Annotated in this window: 19 protein-coding genes; 4 read left to right on the forward strand and 15 right to left on the reverse strand. The window is 40.6% G+C overall.

Translation table 11 applies throughout. From position 1 onward, the window contains the following. Positions 1 to 11 precede the first annotated feature (11 nt). From TZ96_RS08725 to TZ96_RS08750, 6 genes are all read right to left on the reverse strand, one after another. Positions 12 to 1,067 carry a BMP family lipoprotein gene (locus TZ96_RS08725; RefSeq protein ID WP_045763743.1) on the reverse strand — a complete coding sequence of 352 codons (1,056 nt, stop codon included), beginning with the start codon at positions 1,065 to 1,067 and terminating at the stop codon, positions 12 to 14. A gap of 90 nt (positions 1,068 to 1,157) precedes the next feature. Continuing rightward, positions 1,158 to 1,547: a cytidine deaminase gene (locus TZ96_RS08730; protein ID WP_000246078.1), complete on the reverse strand. Its 390-nt coding sequence runs from the start codon at positions 1,545 to 1,547 to the stop codon at positions 1,158 to 1,160. Next, positions 1,534 to 2,196 carry a deoxyribose-phosphate aldolase gene (gene deoC / locus TZ96_RS08735; protein ID WP_045763744.1) on the reverse strand — a complete coding sequence of 221 codons (663 nt, stop codon included), beginning with the start codon at positions 2,194 to 2,196 and terminating at the stop codon, positions 1,534 to 1,536. The genes TZ96_RS08730 and deoC overlap by 14 nt, the downstream gene beginning before the upstream one ends. A gap of 17 nt (positions 2,197 to 2,213) precedes the next feature. After that, entirely contained in the window at positions 2,214 to 3,497 is a 1,284-nt protein-coding gene (locus tag TZ96_RS08740; protein ID WP_045763745.1) for a pyrimidine-nucleoside phosphorylase, read from the reverse strand. Further along, positions 3,494 to 4,084 carry a class I SAM-dependent methyltransferase gene (locus TZ96_RS08745; protein WP_142322045.1) on the reverse strand — a complete coding sequence of 197 codons (591 nt, stop codon included), beginning with the start codon at positions 4,082 to 4,084 and terminating at the stop codon, positions 3,494 to 3,496. Before TZ96_RS08745 ends, TZ96_RS08740 begins: the two co-directional genes overlap by 4 nt. A gap of 107 nt (positions 4,085 to 4,191) precedes the next feature. Further along, positions 4,192 to 4,470, reverse strand: a complete 279-nt coding sequence (locus TZ96_RS08750) for a hypothetical protein (protein WP_045763747.1) — start codon at positions 4,468 to 4,470, stop codon at positions 4,192 to 4,194. A gap of 123 nt (positions 4,471 to 4,593) precedes the next feature. On the opposite strand from TZ96_RS08750, the gene coaA reads away from it, so the two are divergent. The 3 genes from coaA to TZ96_RS08765 all read left to right on the forward strand — a co-directional run bounded on the left by coaA (position 4,594) and on the right by TZ96_RS08765 (position 6,392). Then, the gene (gene coaA, locus TZ96_RS08755) at positions 4,594 to 5,514 is read left to right on the forward strand and encodes a type I pantothenate kinase (protein WP_045763748.1); all 921 of its coding nucleotides are present in this window, start codon (positions 4,594 to 4,596) and stop codon (positions 5,512 to 5,514) included. Positions 5,515 to 5,566: 52 nt separating this feature from the next. After that, positions 5,567 to 5,815, forward strand: coding sequence for a 30S ribosomal protein S20 (rpsT, locus tag TZ96_RS08760; protein ID WP_029689628.1), 249 nt, complete (start codon positions 5,567 to 5,569; stop codon positions 5,813 to 5,815). Between the two features lie 64 nt (positions 5,816 to 5,879). Then, positions 5,880 to 6,392 carry a DNA topology modulation protein gene (locus TZ96_RS08765; protein ID WP_045763749.1) on the forward strand — a complete coding sequence of 171 codons (513 nt, stop codon included), beginning with the start codon at positions 5,880 to 5,882 and terminating at the stop codon, positions 6,390 to 6,392. Positions 6,393 to 6,621: 229 nt separating this feature from the next. On the opposite strand, the gene TZ96_RS08770 is transcribed toward TZ96_RS08765, so the two are convergent. The 9 genes from TZ96_RS08770 to TZ96_RS08810 form a co-directional block, all read right to left on the reverse strand. Beyond that, complete coding sequence (locus tag TZ96_RS08770) at positions 6,622 to 7,353, reverse strand: NAD-dependent protein deacylase (protein WP_045763750.1); 732 nt, start codon at positions 7,351 to 7,353, stop codon at positions 6,622 to 6,624. Positions 7,354 to 7,584: 231 nt separating this feature from the next. Continuing rightward, the gene (deoD, locus tag TZ96_RS08775; RefSeq protein ID WP_045763751.1) at positions 7,585 to 8,295 is read right to left on the reverse strand and encodes a purine-nucleoside phosphorylase; all 711 of its coding nucleotides are present in this window, start codon (positions 8,293 to 8,295) and stop codon (positions 7,585 to 7,587) included. A gap of 143 nt (positions 8,296 to 8,438) precedes the next feature. Then, positions 8,439 to 9,149, reverse strand: a complete 711-nt coding sequence (locus TZ96_RS08780; RefSeq protein WP_045763865.1) for a type 1 glutamine amidotransferase — start codon at positions 9,147 to 9,149, stop codon at positions 8,439 to 8,441. Beyond that, positions 9,146 to 10,381, reverse strand: a complete 1,236-nt coding sequence (locus tag TZ96_RS08785; protein WP_198921497.1) for a chloride channel protein — start codon at positions 10,379 to 10,381, stop codon at positions 9,146 to 9,148. Before TZ96_RS08785 ends, TZ96_RS08780 begins: the two co-directional genes overlap by 4 nt. Positions 10,382 to 10,385: 4 nt before the next feature. Continuing rightward, positions 10,386 to 11,195: a purine-nucleoside phosphorylase gene (locus tag TZ96_RS08790; protein ID WP_000173180.1), complete on the reverse strand. Its 810-nt coding sequence runs from the start codon at positions 11,193 to 11,195 to the stop codon at positions 10,386 to 10,388. Next, positions 11,192 to 11,752 (reverse strand): DUF1697 domain-containing protein, encoded by a 561-nt coding sequence (locus tag TZ96_RS08795; RefSeq protein ID WP_045763753.1) that lies wholly within the window; start codon positions 11,750 to 11,752, stop codon positions 11,192 to 11,194. Before TZ96_RS08795 ends, TZ96_RS08790 begins: the two co-directional genes overlap by 4 nt. A gap of 1 nt (position 11,753) precedes the next feature. Beyond that, positions 11,754 to 12,965, reverse strand: coding sequence for a phosphopentomutase (locus TZ96_RS08800; protein WP_045763754.1), 1,212 nt, complete (start codon positions 12,963 to 12,965; stop codon positions 11,754 to 11,756). 37 nt (positions 12,966 to 13,002) lie between these two features. Then, entirely contained in the window at positions 13,003 to 13,686 is a 684-nt protein-coding gene (gene rpiA, locus TZ96_RS08805) for a ribose-5-phosphate isomerase RpiA (protein WP_045763755.1), read from the reverse strand. 105 nt (positions 13,687 to 13,791) lie between these two features. Beyond that, the gene (locus TZ96_RS08810; RefSeq protein ID WP_045763756.1) at positions 13,792 to 14,721 is read right to left on the reverse strand and encodes a peptidase U32 family protein; all 930 of its coding nucleotides are present in this window, start codon (positions 14,719 to 14,721) and stop codon (positions 13,792 to 13,794) included. A 138-nt stretch (positions 14,722 to 14,859) separates the two neighbouring features. Here TZ96_RS08810 and TZ96_RS08815 point away from each other — a divergent pair, with 138 nt between their 5' ends. After that, entirely contained in the window at positions 14,860 to 15,132 is a 273-nt protein-coding gene (locus tag TZ96_RS08815) for a DUF3270 family protein (RefSeq protein WP_045763757.1), read from the forward strand. Positions 15,133 to 15,207: the final 75 nt, after the last annotated feature.

Here is a 15,207-nt window from a genome sequence, read left to right on the forward strand (position 1 = left end):
ACTTTCATCCATTATTTTTCAGGAACTTTTACACTTCCATCAAGGATTTTAGCTTTTGCATCTTCAACAGCTTTTTTACCTTCTTCAGAAAGGTTAGTTGTTACTAGATCAACCCCTTTATCCTTCAATGAGTAAACGATCACTTGACCGCCAGGGAATTCACCTTTTTCAGTTTTGTTTGCGATATCTTGAACTGTTGTTCCAACTTGTTTCAAAGTAGAAGCAAGTACGAAGTTTGATTCTTTACCATCTTTAGAAGTGTATTTACCTTCTTCAACTTGGTCACGGTCTACACCGATAACCCAAACTTTTTCGCCTTCGTTTTTGCTTTCATTCAAAGATTTAGCTTCTGAGAAGACACCTGCACCAGTACCACCAGCTGCTTGGTAGATTACGTCTGCACCTGCAGCGTATTGAGCTGCAGCGATTGTTTTACCTTTAGCGGCATCACCAAATGAACCAGCGTAGTCTACTTGTACTTTGATAGATGGGTCAACTGACTCAACACCAGCTTTGAAACCAGCTGCGAAACGAGAAATAACTTCAGATTCCATACCACCTACAAAACCAACTTGTTTTGTTTTAGTAGTTTTAGCTGCTGCTACACCTGCAAGGTAAGCTGCTTCATTATCAGCAAATGTTACACTTGCTACGTTCTTTTGATCTTTAATCACATCATCAATCAAAACATAGTTCAAGTCTGCATGTTCTTTCGCTGCTTCTTCAACCGCATTGTGAAGAGCAAAACCAACACCATAAATCAAGTTGTAGCTTCCTGCTGCTTGGTTCAAGTTGTTAGCGTAGTCAGCTTCACTTGTTGATTGGAAGTATGTGTAGCCTTTATCTTTTGCAAGATTGTGCTCTTTACCCCAAGCTTGAAGACCTTCCCAAGCTGATTGGTTGAATGATTTATCATCAACACCACCAGTATCTGTAACGATAGCTGCTTTAGTCTTCAAATCAGAAGATGAAGAAGCTGCGTTACGAGAAGAGCGATTACCACATGCAGCAAGTCCAAATGCTGCTACTGCAACTAGACCAAGGCCTAGCCATTGTTTCTTGTTCATTACTGAACCTCCTAAATAAGATGCGCAACGAAGTTGCAAGTATGGATTGATTGGTCACAAGGACCCTTGTCACTCAGAGAGTGACACAGACTATTGCAAGTCTGTAAATGAGTATGGAAGTAATTCCCCGACCGTCATCTCGACCGTCGTTTTATCTTTGGCGACTAGAGTCACCTTTAGATCTGGTTTAAAAAATTCGACCATAACCTGTCGGCAAGCACCGCAAGGCGAAATAGGTTTCTCAGTTTCCCCATAAACAATCAATTCTGAAAACTCTCGTTGTCCTTCAGAAACTGCCTTAAAGATAGCTGTCCTTTCGCCACAGTTAGTCAAGGGATAGCTAGCATTTTCAATGTTAACCCCTGTATAGATACTTCCGTCCTTGGCTACCAAAACAGCGCCAATCGGAAAATGTGAGTAGGGAACGTAAGCTTTTTTACTAGTTTCAATCGCTAAATCAATCAACTCAGTAGTCGCCATCTGCTAACTCTCCTTTTAAGATTGCTACACCAGAAGATGTTCCAATACGAGTAGCTCCAGCTTCAACAAAGGCAACAGCATCTGCATAAGAACGAGCACCACCAGCAGCTTTAACCCCCATATCAGGTCCAACTGTTTGGCGCATTAATTTAACATCCGGTAGGGTTGCACCACCTGTTGAGAAGCCTGTTGACGTCTTGACAAAGTCTGCTCCTGCTTTCTGGGCTAGCTGGCAAGCCTGAACTTTTTCTTCATCAGTTAACAAACAAGCCTCAATAATAACCTTAACCAGTTTGTCTCCACTTGCTTCAACAACTGCTCGAATATCTGACTCAACTAAATCAGCATTCCCAGACTTGAGTGCTCCAACATTGATGACCATATCAATCTCATCAGCACCATTTTGGATAGCTTCTTTAGTTTCGAAGGCTTTAACAGCAGATGTTGTGGCTCCAAGAGGAAAGCCTACAACCGTACAAATCTTGACATCAGTAGTTTCTAGACCCGATTTGGCATGAGCAACCCAGCAAGGATTGACACAAACACTGGCAAAATCATAGTCTTTGGCTTCAGATAACAAACGATTAATTTGTTCCACTGTTGCATCTTGCTTTAAAAGCGTATGATCAATGTATTTATTTAATTTCATTTCGGTTTTTCCTTAAATTAGGAGATGATTTCGATAATTTCACGCGATTTTATCACTTCATCACTTATTTTAATTTTAACATATTTTTGGAAATCTGTAACTAGTTCCGGAGAAATTTTGCCATTTGTATATACTTTTGCAACAATTTCACCCTTTCTGACAAAGTCTCCAACTTTCTTCTCAAAAACAATCCCTGTCTCATAGTCAAGGGCGTCTGTTTTCACTGCACGACCAGCACCCAATCTCATGGCAAAAAGACCAAACTCCATGGCTGGAAGTTCTGCGATAATACCATCCTCCTGAGCAGGAATATCAACTATATGGTCAACTTTTACTGGACGATAGAGGTCTTCTAAATCTCCACCCTGAGCTACAACCATTTCTTCGAATTTCTGGAGTGCCTTACCATTTTCAAGATGTTGCCTTACTTCCTCGACTGTTTTTTCAACATTTGCTAAAGATAGCATAATCTGGGCTAACTCGCAGATAAAATGACTAATATCTTCACGTCCCTTTCCTTGAAGAATTTCTAGTGCTTCTAGGATTTCCAAGCGGTTTCCAATGGCACGTCCCAAGGGTTGACTCATGTCCGTAATGACTGCTACCGTCTTGCGACCTACAGCCTTACCAAGGTTTACCATGGTTTGAGCCAATTCACGGGCCTCGTCCACTGTTTTCATGAAGGCACCTTCACCCACAGTTACATCAAGTAAGATAGCATCAGCTCCAGCAGCAATCTTTTTACTCATGACCGAACTAGCAATCAAGGGAATAGTGTCAACCGTTGCCGTCACATCACGGAGGGCGTATAGAAGTTTGTCAGCCTTAACCAATTGATCGGACTGGCCAATGACTGAGACACCAATATCCTGAACTTGTTTGATAAATTCATCCTGATTTCGTTCAATCTGAAAACCTTTGATGGATTCTAATTTATCGATTGTTCCGCCAGTATGCCCTAGACCTCTACCACTCATCTTAGCAACTGGAACACCAAAACTAGCTACCAAAGGTGCTAGGATTAAAGTTACCTTATCACCTACGCCACCAGTAGAGTGTTTATCCACCTTAATGCCTTCAATTGGAGATAAATCAAATTCCTGACCTGTCTTAACCATGTTCATAGTCAAGTCAGAAATCTCATCGATAGTCATCCCCTGAAAATATACTGCCATAGCAAAAGCGGCCATCTGGTAGTCAGGGACGATTCCAGATACATAACCTTCAATCAACCATTGAATCTCACTGGAGCTTAGTTCTTGGCCGTCTCTTTTTTTCTGGATTAGATCTACTGCTCTCATTCTTTCACACTTCTAAGGATATAGTATCCCTTATCTTTCTTTACAACCTCGCAATTACCAAAGACTTCTTCCATCTTACTTTTGGCACTAGGAGCTCCTTGTTTTTTCTGGATGACAATCGTCAAATCTCCACCATCTACTAAAAAGTCTATACTTTTCTCGATGATTTCGTGGACTACTTGCTTGCCAGCGCGAATAGGAGGATTCGAAATGACATGGTCAAATTGTCCTTCTACCTGCTCATAAATATTAGACTGGAAGATAGTCGCTTGAACCTTGTTTTTTACTGAATTTTGTTGCGCCAAATCCAGAGCACGATTATTTATGTCAACCATGGTCGCCTGGGCACCATAAGCCTTGACTAAAGACAAGCCAATTGGCCCATAACCGCAACCAACATCAAGAATTTTTTCACCTTTTTCAATATTTAGACATCTTAACAACAACTGACTTCCAAAGTCAATCATTTTTTTACTAAAGACACCAGCATCTGTCAAAAAGGTCATCTTTTGCCCAAGTAGCTCAACTCTAAGCTCATGAACATCATGGGCTGCATCTGGATTTTCTGCATAATACATTTTACTCATGATACTATTTTACCATAATTTGACTTAAATTGTAAATCGTTTACAAAGGTAGCAAGCCCTTAAATCACATTGTATTTTCTCAAAAATAATATAAATTCGGATTAACATTAGGGACCTAGTAAAAAGCTCCCTACTGCCATGGTAATCGGAAAAGCAAAAATGCAAGCAAGACCAAAAAAGAAGAGCCAGCACTTTCTTTTAAAGAAAGCTAGCACAAGGTAGCCAAGACCTATGAGGGGTAATAAGATAAACAAAACAAAAGTGGTCCAGTTATAGCTCTGAGTTCCTATCTTAAAGGAGAAATTCACCCAGTTTGGTGATAACCATAAAACAACTACAAATAGGCTGAACAAACCCAGAGCCTTTTCTCTTAATCTAGCTTTCATCTTAGCACCTCCTTTATAGGTTTTCCCCCTTATATTTTAACAAAGAAAGCGCTTTTTCTCAATTGGTCAGATGGTTATTCTTTCTAAAATATGGTATACTAAGATATCAAACGAGGATATAGTATGACCAACGAATTTTTACATTTTGAAAAGATAAACCGCGAAACTTGGCAATCCTTGCATCGCAAAACAACTCCTCCCTTGACCGAGGAAGAGTTAGATTCTATTAAGAGTTTCAATGATCAGATTAGCCTACAAGATGTTACAGATATCTATCTGCCACTGGCACATTTGATTCAGATTTATAAGCGTTCCAAAGAAGACCTTGCCTTTTCAAAAGGTATTTTCCTTCAAAGAGAGAGCAAAAAACAGCCCTTTATTATCGGAGTTTCTGGGAGTGTTGCTGTCGGTAAATCAACCACTAGTCGACTCTTGCAAATTTTGCTGTCTCGTATCGTTCCTGGAGCAAGTGTTGAACTAGTGACTACAGATGGTTTTTTATACCCAAATAGTGTCTTAATTGAGCAAGACATTCTCAACCGCAAGGGTTTTCCTGAGAGCTACGATATGGAAGCTTTGCTCAATTTTCTAGACCAACTCAAAAATGGTCAGGATGTTGATATACCTGTTTATTCCCATGAAATTTATGATATAGTGCCGGGTCAAAAACAACGAGTAGAAGCTGCTGATTTTGTCATTGTTGAGGGAATCAATGTGTTCCAAAACCCTCATAATGCCCGTCTCTATATTACTGATTTCTTTGACTTTTCAATCTATGTCGATGCCGCTGTCGAAGATATTGAAAGTTGGTATTTGGATCGTTTCTTAAAACTTCTTAGCTTTGCTCAAGATGATCCAGGCAACTATTACTACCGTTTCACTCAACTTCCTCTTAGTGAAGTGAAGGATTTTGCTCACCAAGTTTGGACCAGTATCAACCTCACCAATCTCCAAAATTACATTGAACCGACACGAAATCGTGCCGAGGTCATTCTCCATAAATCTAAAAATCACGAAATTGATGAAATTTACTTAAAAAAATAATTTTCCCTTGTCAAAACGTAAGTTTTCAGATATAATGGTATAGTTAGTAAAAATGGAGGTAAGAACATTGGCAAACATTAAATCAGCTATCAAACGCGCTGAATTGAACGTTAAACAAAACGAAAAGAACTCAGCTCAAAAATCAGCTATGCGTACTGCTATCAAAGCTTTTGAAGCAAACCCATCTGAAGAACTTTACCGTGCTGCCAGCTCAGCTATCGATAAAGCAGAAACTAAAGGTTTGATCCACAAAAACAAAGCTAGCCGTGATAAAGCACGTCTTGCAGCTAAACTTGGTTAATCTTTAACTGCATACAAAATGAGCTCCTCGGAGCTTTTTTTGTGCACATTTTCTGGAGGTTATTATGAAAATAGCTATCATCGGATATTCAGGATCAGGCAAATCTACTCTTGCAGAAAAACTGGCCAAGCACTACTCCATCCCAAAACTTCATATGGATACTCTCCAATTTCAACCTGGTTGGCAGGACAGTGACCGTGACTGGATGCTTAAGGAAATGAAGGATTTTTTATCCAAAAACAAAAATTGGGTCATTGATGGCAACTACTCTTGGTGTTGCTATGAGGAAAGAATGGAGCAAGCTGACCAGATTATCTTTTTAAATTTCTCGGCTTGGACTTGTTTGCTAAGAGCCTTTAAGCGCTATTTAAAATATAGAGGCAAAGTCAGAGAAAGTATGGCAGCAGGATGCCCCGAGCAATTCAACTTGGAATTTATCCGTTGGATTCTCTGGGATGGACGAACAAAAAATGCTAAGGATAGATACCAATACTTAAACAATACTTACCCAGAAAAGATGCGTATTCTCCATTCTCAAGCAGAGATTGATTGTTTTTTACGATCTTTAAAAAAGTAAACAATATAGTAGCATTTCATTAAAATCAGCATGTACTGATTGACTAAAAAAGGAAGATTTTCATCCAGAAAATCTTCCTTTTTTCCTTTTATTCAACAATTAAAAATAACTCGAGCAATTTATAAATCAACAATAATATTCCCCTAGAAATGAAGAGAATCTTGTTCATAGTTTCTGAGGCGTGATACAAAAAAACTGAAAGAAGTATAGTCCTACTTCTTTCAGTTTTTTATTGTCTCAATTTAGAAAAAACTTCTCCGATCTTACCTTCGATAACTAAATCAGCTTGGCTGTCTTGAGGAGTGCTGGACTTGTTGATAACGACAAGATTTGACCCTGAAAAATAATTGATTAGGCTAGCTGCAGGATAAACGACTAAGGAAGTTCCTCCAATAATCAATAAATCTGCTTGCTGAATGACTTGGGCTGCTCGACTAAAAACATCCATATCCAGAGGTTCCTCATAAAGGGTTACGTCAGGTTTGACCACCTTACCACAATCTAAGCAGTAAGGAACTGGACCTTCAAGTGCCAAAAATGCATTCAAATCATAAAAGCGATGACAGCCCAAACAGTAATTACGATCTGCACTACCATGCAGTTTCAAAACATTTTCAGAACCCGCCATTTCATGAAGGCTATCGATATTTTGCGTCACAATCGCTTTTAATTTACCTGTTTTTTCTAACGACGCTAGATAAATATGTGCTAAATTTGGCTTAGCATCCGGATAGACGAGATACTTTTTGTAGAAATCAAAAAAATCCTCTGGATAGCGTTCAAACATGGTGCGTGAAACCAGTTGCTCGGCAGTAAAATGGCGCCCCAACTTAAGACTATAAACACCATCAGAACTTCGAAAATCTGGAATATTAGACTCTGTAGAAACCCCTGCACCACCGAAAAAGACAATTCTTTGACTTTGATCTATCAGTTCCTGTAATTGTTCAATCTTATCCATTTTACCCCTCCTTAAGTTTTTTGTTCTAAAAAAGTTGAAAACCTTTAGCTTCTGTCAACCAGGCTTTCAACTTTATTTGATTATGATTTAGATATTAAACTGACTAGTCTCGGTTCTTTGACATAATTTGACTTTCTTCAAAGTTCTTATTCTCATCTATTTATAGGATTGAAGCAATGAACATGCTTATCATTTTGAGAACAAGAGTAATCACATGAATGGAATCTGACTTTAGTCTGCAATCAAGGTTTCTAGACCAACTTTCATCATATCTGTGAAAGTATTTTGGCGCTCTTCTGCAGTTGTATCTTCATCTGGATTAACCAAACTATCTGAAATAGTCATGATAGCAAGAGCATCAACATGGTGTTGAGCAGCAAGATAATAAAGGGCTGCCGCTTCCATTTCCACAGCCTTAACTCCCCACTTACCAAGTTCGATATTTTTTTCAAAGTAGTTTGAGTAAAAGACATCTGATGACAAAACATTTCCGACGTGAGTAGTCATGCCGAGGTCTTTGGCAATATGATAGGCTTTATCTAGCAAATCAAAGCTAGCGATTTGTGGAAAATCATATTGAGGCCAGTCATTGCGGATGATGTTTGAGTTGGTTGCAGCTGCTTGCGCCAAGACCAATTCACGGACGTGAACATCCTCATTCAAAGAACCAGCAGTTCCGACACGGATCAATTTTTTCACACCGTAATCGACAATCAATTCACGCGCATAGATGGAGATTGATGGCATTCCCATCCCTGTTCCCATGACAGATACACGATGGCCCTTGTAAGTCCCAGTGTAACCAAACATGTTACGGACTTCGTTAAAGCAAACAGCATCTTCAAGGAAATTCTCAGCGATAAATTTCGCACGAAGAGGATCCCCAGGAAGAAGAATTTTATCAGCAATTTCACCCTGCTTAGCAGCAATATGGATAGACATAGTTTATGATACAAAGAGCGACCAGAAAGCGACTGAAAATTAGGAATCTGACGAGAAATCCTGATTTCACAGTCAGATTATCTATTTTCCGAGCTTTCCACTCGTGTTCAAATCTGAACACATGCTCTACCTTTCTGTTATTTTTAATTTGTTAATGAATCCAAAAATGCATAGAGTTTTGCATTCATTTCTTGATAATCATATGCACGAATGACTTCAGGCTTTTGAACATAAGTCAATTTTTTGCTTTGTTCTTCCAAAACTTCTTCACCATCCGCAGCAATCAAGAGATTAACTGCTTCTGGGTCAAATTCCAAATGAGCTTGGAAGGCATAGTGTTTAGGACTAAAGCGAATAATCTGACGTGGACAGCCTTGACTGGTCGCAAGGACGACAGCATCCTCTGTTAATCCCGGCATATCTCCATGCCAGTGGCCGGTATTTAAAGTTTGTCCAAAAACTTTGACATGATTGTCTTTTAATCCAGCTTCAGTTAGCGTTATTGGAAAAACACCAATCTCACGCTCTGGACTATGTTCATACTCTGCGCCATAAGCAACAGACAAGAGTTGAGCACCAAGACAGACACCAACAATATAACGATCTGCCTTCATAGCCTTTTGAATCAGCTCAATCTCTGCCTGAGGATCGTAGTATGGAAAAGTTTCCCGATCTTCATCTGGCGATTGAGGTCCTCCCATTACGATCAAAAAGTCGATCTCATCCACTGTCTCTGGTAAGGCTTCATTCTCATAGACTTTGGTCGTGGTCACTTGATGGCCACGCTCCTGCGCCCATTTTAGATAAGCGCCCGGCACTTCAAATGTTTCATGCAGTACAAAATGTACCTTCATCGTTTCTTCTCCCATCTCTTTCGAATCACGTAAGACAGACTAGCTGCAAGTACAAGCGGAATTGTCAAACTCCAAGTTTGGCCTGTAAATCCAAGGCTCAGGGCAATAGCTGTCAGAGGAGCTTTTAAGGTCGTCCCTAAAAAGACGGTCGCTCCTAGTAACATCCCTAGAGCAGGATCCAGATGAATCCCAACTGCTGTCAAAAGCAAGGTCACTAGGTATCCAGAGCCAATCCCTAAGGCAAATGATGGTGTCAAAGTTCCTCCATAAGCACCATTGCGCAAGAGGAGATAAACCAGAAGCCCCTTCACTGCAAGAGCCAGTGGAAGATAAGGAATCGACTGGCTAGACAAGAGGGCTTGCGCTAGTACCTGGCCATTTCCCATAAAGATAGGGAAAAAGGCTACTAGGCTCCCCAGCACTAGAAAGGCTAGCGGAAGAGCCCAAAGAATCGTCCCATCCTTCCGCCGTTTGTGACTAGCCCGCTTGGCGAGGAAAGCAAAGACCAGAGCCAAGGGAGTAACCAAGAAAGCAATCACAATAGCCTGAAAGAAACTGCTAGCCGACCATGAGACTGCGGACAGGTGATAAATAGCCTCTTGACCAATGATGGACTGAGCGACCCAGGTGGCCAGATAAGTACTGGTCAAAACCAGTAGAAAGTTCTGCCAACTGAAGGCGAGCCCTAAGGTCTCAAAGACAAACAAGCTACTGGCAAAGGGAACCTGATATACCGCAGCTAAACCAGCTCCAGCACCGCAGGCAATCAAGACTTTTCGCTCTTTGACAGCTAGAGAAAAACCTTTCGCCAAGCGACCAGCTAGAAGAGCCCCGACCTCACGTGGTGCTCCTTCTTTTCCGACCGATGCACCTGCTCCGACAATCGCAACCTGCATACCTGCATGAAGGAGGTGGGCTAAGGGCGCTGGTTCCCTGTCTCCAGCTAAGTCAATTTGCTGGCGAATAGACAGAATCTTATAACGCTTTTGCAGGACATACCAGAAGCCAGCTGACAAACACCCAGTCACACATAAGACCAAAAATCTACGGAGACCTCCAGCTTCTTGAAATTGCTGGAGTAAATCCGACTTATCTTGGCCAAAGGCCAGCCCTTGCACCCCTTCTAGTAGATAATGACAGGCAATTCCGACCAGACCCGTCCCTATTCCTAATGATAAAGTGGCTAGAAGCACTCTCAGTCCATAGGGAATACTTTGGAGTCGTACTCTCATAGTCTTACAATTCAGCAAGAATCGCTTTCAGCAAGCCTTTAAAGTCGCCTTTGACACGTTCGGTCACTTCTACCACTTCTTCGTGGTTGAGTTCTTCTTGGAAACCTGCAGCAAAGTTAGTAATACATGAAATACCAAGAACTTTCAAGCCAGAGTGAGCTGCCACGATAACTTCAGGAACAGTGGACATACCAACCGCATCTGCACCAAGTGTCTTATATGCACGGATTTCAGCTGGAGTTTCATACGTTGGACCAGTTACACCGATATAAACACCATCATCAAGTTTAACACCAAGTTTTTCAGCAACTGCATGAGCTGTAGCACGATATTCTGGAGTGTAGGCTTTTGACATGTCTGGGAATCGTGGACCGAAGTCATCCAAGTTTTCACCGATTAGAGGGTTTTGGCCTGTCATATTGATGTGGTCAGTGATAGCCATCAAAGTACCAGGACCAAAGCCGATACCTCCAGCAGCATTGGTAACAATCACACCTTCACAGCCTAAAACTTTCATAACACGAACTGGAAAAGTCACAACTTCAAGAGGATTTCCTTCGTAGAAGTGGAAGCGTCCTTGAAGGGCTAAGACTTTACGTCCTGCAAGCTCACCGTAAACTAATTTTCCAGCGTGTCCAACAACAGTTGAACGTCCCCAGTTTGGAATTTCAGCGTAGTCTACAACAACTGGATTTTCGATTTCTTCAGCAAGTTCTCCCAGTCCTGATCCAAGAATCAAACCGAACTCTGGTGCTTCTACTCCCTTTTCTTTTAAGAAAGCAGCTGTTTCATTGATTTTTGCTAATAATGTCATTGTCTGTCTCCTTCATAATCTTTTAAAAATTGACCGATTTTGTCAAAAGTTTTAGCATTTCGAATAGTAATATTACGATAGAAAGGCATCTTTAGCAGGTACTTGTGATAGGCTGTTTTGCTATAGGTTTCTTCTGAGAATTTGCCCCAGAAGATTCCCAGTTTCCCGAAATGAAGCACTTCATCTACCAGTTCCATACTTTCGACTTTCTCGATGACTTGCTTGGTATCCAGTCCCTCAGTATAAAAGAGAACATCCTTTCGAGCCATTTCTTGGAACCACCATTCCGGAAGAGTTCTAAGCTCCTCTTCGTAATCTTCTTGACTTAACAAGGAAAAATGTTGAATAAATGGATAATGTTCTTTAAAGAAATCCTGTAGCCTCTCAACCAACTGAGTTCTAGGTATGCTAGTATCAAAGAAAATATTGCCACTATTGATGAAGGTTTCAACAGTTTCTAATCCCAACTCTGTCAACTCTTGACGAAGCTGGGCCATGACCACCTTATGTTTTCCACCGACATTGATCCCTCTAACCAGTAATGCCAAGCGAGTCATCTTAAACCAATTTATCTAAGAAGCTTTCACCAATCATAGCCTTATCTACGCCAAAGTTATCAGCGATTGTTGCCGAAATATCAGCAAAATGACCGATTGGTAAGTGTCCATTTCCTTTTAGTGATGGGCTATAGACCAAAAGTGGAATGTATTCACGAGTATGGTCTGTACCTGCATAAGTAGGGTCATTACCATGATCGGCAGTAATCATGAGTAGATCATCTTCTCTCATAGCAGCGATAAGCTCAGGCAAACGTTCATCAAACTCATGCAAGCAATCGCGGTAACCATGTGGATCACGGCGGTGACCGTAAAGTGCATCAAAGTCGACCAAGTTAGTGAATGAGAATCCTTTTTCAAACTCAGTAAGGCCCATTGTTGTCAAAAGTGTGTCAATTCCATGGCTATTTGACTTATTGTGGCCCATATCATGGTTCACCCCAGCACCATTAAAGATATCGCTAATCTTACCTACTGAGTAAGTATCAATACCTGCTTCGTTGAGTTTATCCAAAACTGTTGGAGCAAATGGTGATACAGCCAAGTCACGACGATTTGCAGTACGTGTGAAGTTTCCAGGCTCACCAACATAAGGACGAGCAATGATACGTCCTAGAAGAGCTGGGCGTTCCAATGTAATCGAACGAGCGTACTCACAAATACGGTAAAGTTCATCCAAAGGAATAATGTCTTCGTGGGCAGCGATTTGAAGAACTGGGTCAGCAGATGTGTAGATAATCAACTCGCCTGTTTCCATTTGACGTGGTCCAAAGTCATCGATAACAGCAGTACCTGAGTAAGGTTTATTTGCTTCACGGATTACTTTACGACCTGAGAATTCTTCAATCTTTGTAAGGATTTCTTCTGGGAATCCATTCCAGAAAGTATCGAAAGGTTCAGTGATATTGAGGCCCATGATTTCCCAGTGACCTGTCATGGTGTCTTTACCTAATGATACTTCCTCAAGTTTAGTGTAGTAACCACTAGGATTTGCTTCTGCGGGAACCGTTTTAAGGGCTGTCTCACGCTCGATGTTCCCAAGACCAATCTTAGCCATGTTAGGAACATTCAAACCAACAGATTTTGAAATATGCCCAAGTGTATCAGATGCTCCATCTGGAACCCCTGCATTGACGAAGTTATTAGCATCTGGTGCTGCACCGATTCCTACAGAATCTAGTACCACCAAGTGAATACGATTAAATTTTGGCATAGTGTGTCTCCTTTTTTGATTATTTTGATTATTTTGATTATTTCCCTTTTGTTGAAGTTAAAACCTGAACGCCAGCTTGCCCTGCAACAATCACTTTATCAACCATTTGATTAAATAAACCGTGCTCAACAATACCGACCTGAAGATCCAGTTGATGACCAAAAGCAATCGGGTCTTCAATAACACCTAAATCAAGATCAATGATGAAATTTTTCATATCCGTCACAAAACGTTGGCCATCTTTTTCACGAAAACTTGGCTTATAACCAGCTTTTTCAAAACGACGGAAAACCTGTTCTGCTCCGTATTGGACAACTTCGACAGGTAGTTTGAAAGCGCCAAGTTTCTCAACCATCTTGCTCTCATCTACCACCCAGATATACTGTTTGGTTGGTGTCGCAACTACTTTTTCCATTAGAAGCGCCCCACCGCCTCCTTTGATACCATTAAACTGGCGATCTACCTCATCAGCTCCATCAACAGTCACATCAACCTCATCCACCTCGTCAATCGACTTAAGTGGGATATTTAATCCTTGTGCCTGTTTTGTCGTTACACTCGAGGTCGTTACGGCTGTAATTTGAAGTCCTTCTTCTTTAATTCTACGTCCGATTTCCTCTACGAAATAATAGGCAGTCGAGCCTGTTCCAAGTCCTACAACCATTCCGTCGGTTACGAACTCAGCAGCCTTGATGCCTGCTATTTTTTTCAGATTTTCCACTTAAACACCTCCAAACAAAAAGCTACTTTTATTATAACATGAATACGCTTTAAATTCATCCTTGCACTAGAAAAACCCGAACATTTTATTTCGGGTTTCTGATTCTTATTTAACCATGTCAGGATCGTAGTCATAAAATCCTGTGTCAAGGAAACGATTTTTTGGATGGAGTTTACGGACTTGCTCATCCAACAAGAAGGCTTGGTCATGCGTAAAGCTTCCCTCTTGAATCAAGCTACGGGCTTGGATGAAGAGTTTTGCAATCTCAACAAAATCTTGGCCTGGAGTATAAAGTCCTTCTAGCTTCCAATGAGTGAAACCATGCTCCACCAACTCTGGCAATTTGGTCATCAAATCAAGGTCGTTGTTGGCAAAAATGTGAGTTCCATGATTATCTTCAAAAATAGAGTAATGGCTATCTGGATCACTAGGCTCTGCTAAGAAGAGGTCACGTTGACGTGTTTTTTCATCATCAATCTGAGTAAAATTATAGTAATTCTGCAAGAGTGGACGCTTAGAGTGGTGGATAACGCTTGCACCATAGACCAAAATTTCAGCAGGAATTTCCAAAATTTCAGGCATTTTAAAGAGTTCAGCTGATGGAATTTCACGAGCCAATACTGCCTCAGAAGCGCCAGCCTTTTGTCCCCAGAAATTGATCTGACGGCTACTAGTTACCATGGTTGACGCATCATAGATAGTTTTAAAGCTATAACCATCACGATTGACAACATAAAAAACACCCGCATCTCCAACAGTAATGTAGTCTGTTTTAATTTCTTCTAAGAAATCAAGGAAGGGCTTGATGTGATCCATCATATCCTGATGCATAAGAGCATTGACTGCTACGATCAATTCCTTACCTGCATCATGAACCAGACCAGCGATGGTTCTCAGTTCATCATAAGAAAAAGTCTTTGGTAGGCGAAGTCCAAAATCTTTCTCACCGACATAGATGCGGTCAACTCCCGCCTCTAGTAATTCTTTTAATTGTTCAATGCTTTCAGCAGTTGCTGTAATAATAATCTTTTCCATAAGAAAAATTATACCACATTTCTGGAAAATCAGCTATTCCCTAAAATGATAAATTTACTTATTCTTTTTGTAACCTTACTGTAATAATTTTTTTCTTGAAAAATGGTAAAATGAAAGAGTACTGTTAAGGAGAGAATCATGTCCGTAAGAAAATATCAACCGTATGAGTTTGAAGAAGAGGAAACTCAAACAACGCCATACCAAGACTATGTCCCGGAAACAACTTCCATTGCTAGTTTGAAGGAAGTTCTTTTCTTTGTAAACATTGCTTGTTTTTGCGTCTTTTTAGCCTTGTTTAGCTTTATCTTTTTAGCCCTCAAGTTCAACACAGTTCTGGCTTTCAGCCTAGCAATTGCCTTGAGTTTAGTGGCATCAAATGTTCAACGTTCGATAATTAAGAAGAAATTTTAGTAGATTCAAAAGGTCGGGATTTTTGTCCTGACCTATTTTTTATACGATAGCTAAAATGCTGCTACAAGAAAAGCG

Origin of the sequence: Streptococcus infantis (genome assembly GCF_000963255.1) — a bacterium.
Lineage (GTDB): Bacteria > Bacillota > Bacilli > Lactobacillales > Streptococcaceae > Streptococcus > Streptococcus nidrosiense.

Coding starts and splice junctions, on each gene's coding strand:
- TZ96_RS08780 (WP_045763865.1), bottom strand. CDS start 9,149: ATGAAGGTACATTTTGTACTGCATGAAACATTTGAAGTGCCGGGCGCT.
- deoC (WP_045763744.1), bottom strand. CDS start 2,196: ATGAAATTAAATAAATACATTGATCATACGCTTTTAAAGCAAGATGCA.
- TZ96_RS08815 (WP_045763757.1), top strand. CDS start 14,860: ATGTCCGTAAGAAAATATCAACCGTATGAGTTTGAAGAAGAGGAAACT.
- TZ96_RS08785 (WP_198921497.1), bottom strand. CDS start 10,381: ATGAGAGTACGACTCCAAAGTATTCCCTATGGACTGAGAGTGCTTCTA.
- TZ96_RS08770 (WP_045763750.1), bottom strand. CDS start 7,353: ATGGATAAGATTGAACAATTACAGGAACTGATAGATCAAAGTCAAAGA.
- TZ96_RS08795 (WP_045763753.1), bottom strand. CDS start 11,752: ATGACTCGCTTGGCATTACTGGTTAGAGGGATCAATGTCGGTGGAAAA.
- TZ96_RS08790 (WP_000173180.1), bottom strand. CDS start 11,195: ATGACATTATTAGCAAAAATCAATGAAACAGCTGCTTTCTTAAAAGAA.
- TZ96_RS08730 (WP_000246078.1), bottom strand. CDS start 1,547: ATGGCGACTACTGAGTTGATTGATTTAGCGATTGAAACTAGTAAAAAA.
- TZ96_RS08740 (WP_045763745.1), bottom strand. CDS start 3,497: ATGAGAGCAGTAGATCTAATCCAGAAAAAAAGAGACGGCCAAGAACTA.
- TZ96_RS08800 (WP_045763754.1), bottom strand. CDS start 12,965: ATGCCAAAATTTAATCGTATTCACTTGGTGGTACTAGATTCTGTAGGA.
- TZ96_RS08725 (WP_045763743.1), bottom strand. CDS start 1,067: ATGAACAAGAAACAATGGCTAGGCCTTGGTCTAGTTGCAGTAGCAGCA.
- TZ96_RS08745 (WP_142322045.1), bottom strand. CDS start 4,084: ATGAGTAAAATGTATTATGCAGAAAATCCAGATGCAGCCCATGATGTT.
- coaA (WP_045763748.1), top strand. CDS start 4,594: ATGACCAACGAATTTTTACATTTTGAAAAGATAAACCGCGAAACTTGG.
- deoD (WP_045763751.1), bottom strand. CDS start 8,295: ATGTCTATCCATATTGCTGCTAAGCAGGGTGAAATTGCTGATAAAATT.
- TZ96_RS08765 (WP_045763749.1), top strand. CDS start 5,880: ATGAAAATAGCTATCATCGGATATTCAGGATCAGGCAAATCTACTCTT.
- TZ96_RS08810 (WP_045763756.1), bottom strand. CDS start 14,721: ATGGAAAAGATTATTATTACAGCAACTGCTGAAAGCATTGAACAATTA.
- rpsT (WP_029689628.1), top strand. CDS start 5,567: ATGGAGGTAAGAACATTGGCAAACATTAAATCAGCTATCAAACGCGCT.
- TZ96_RS08750 (WP_045763747.1), bottom strand. CDS start 4,470: ATGAAAGCTAGATTAAGAGAAAAGGCTCTGGGTTTGTTCAGCCTATTT.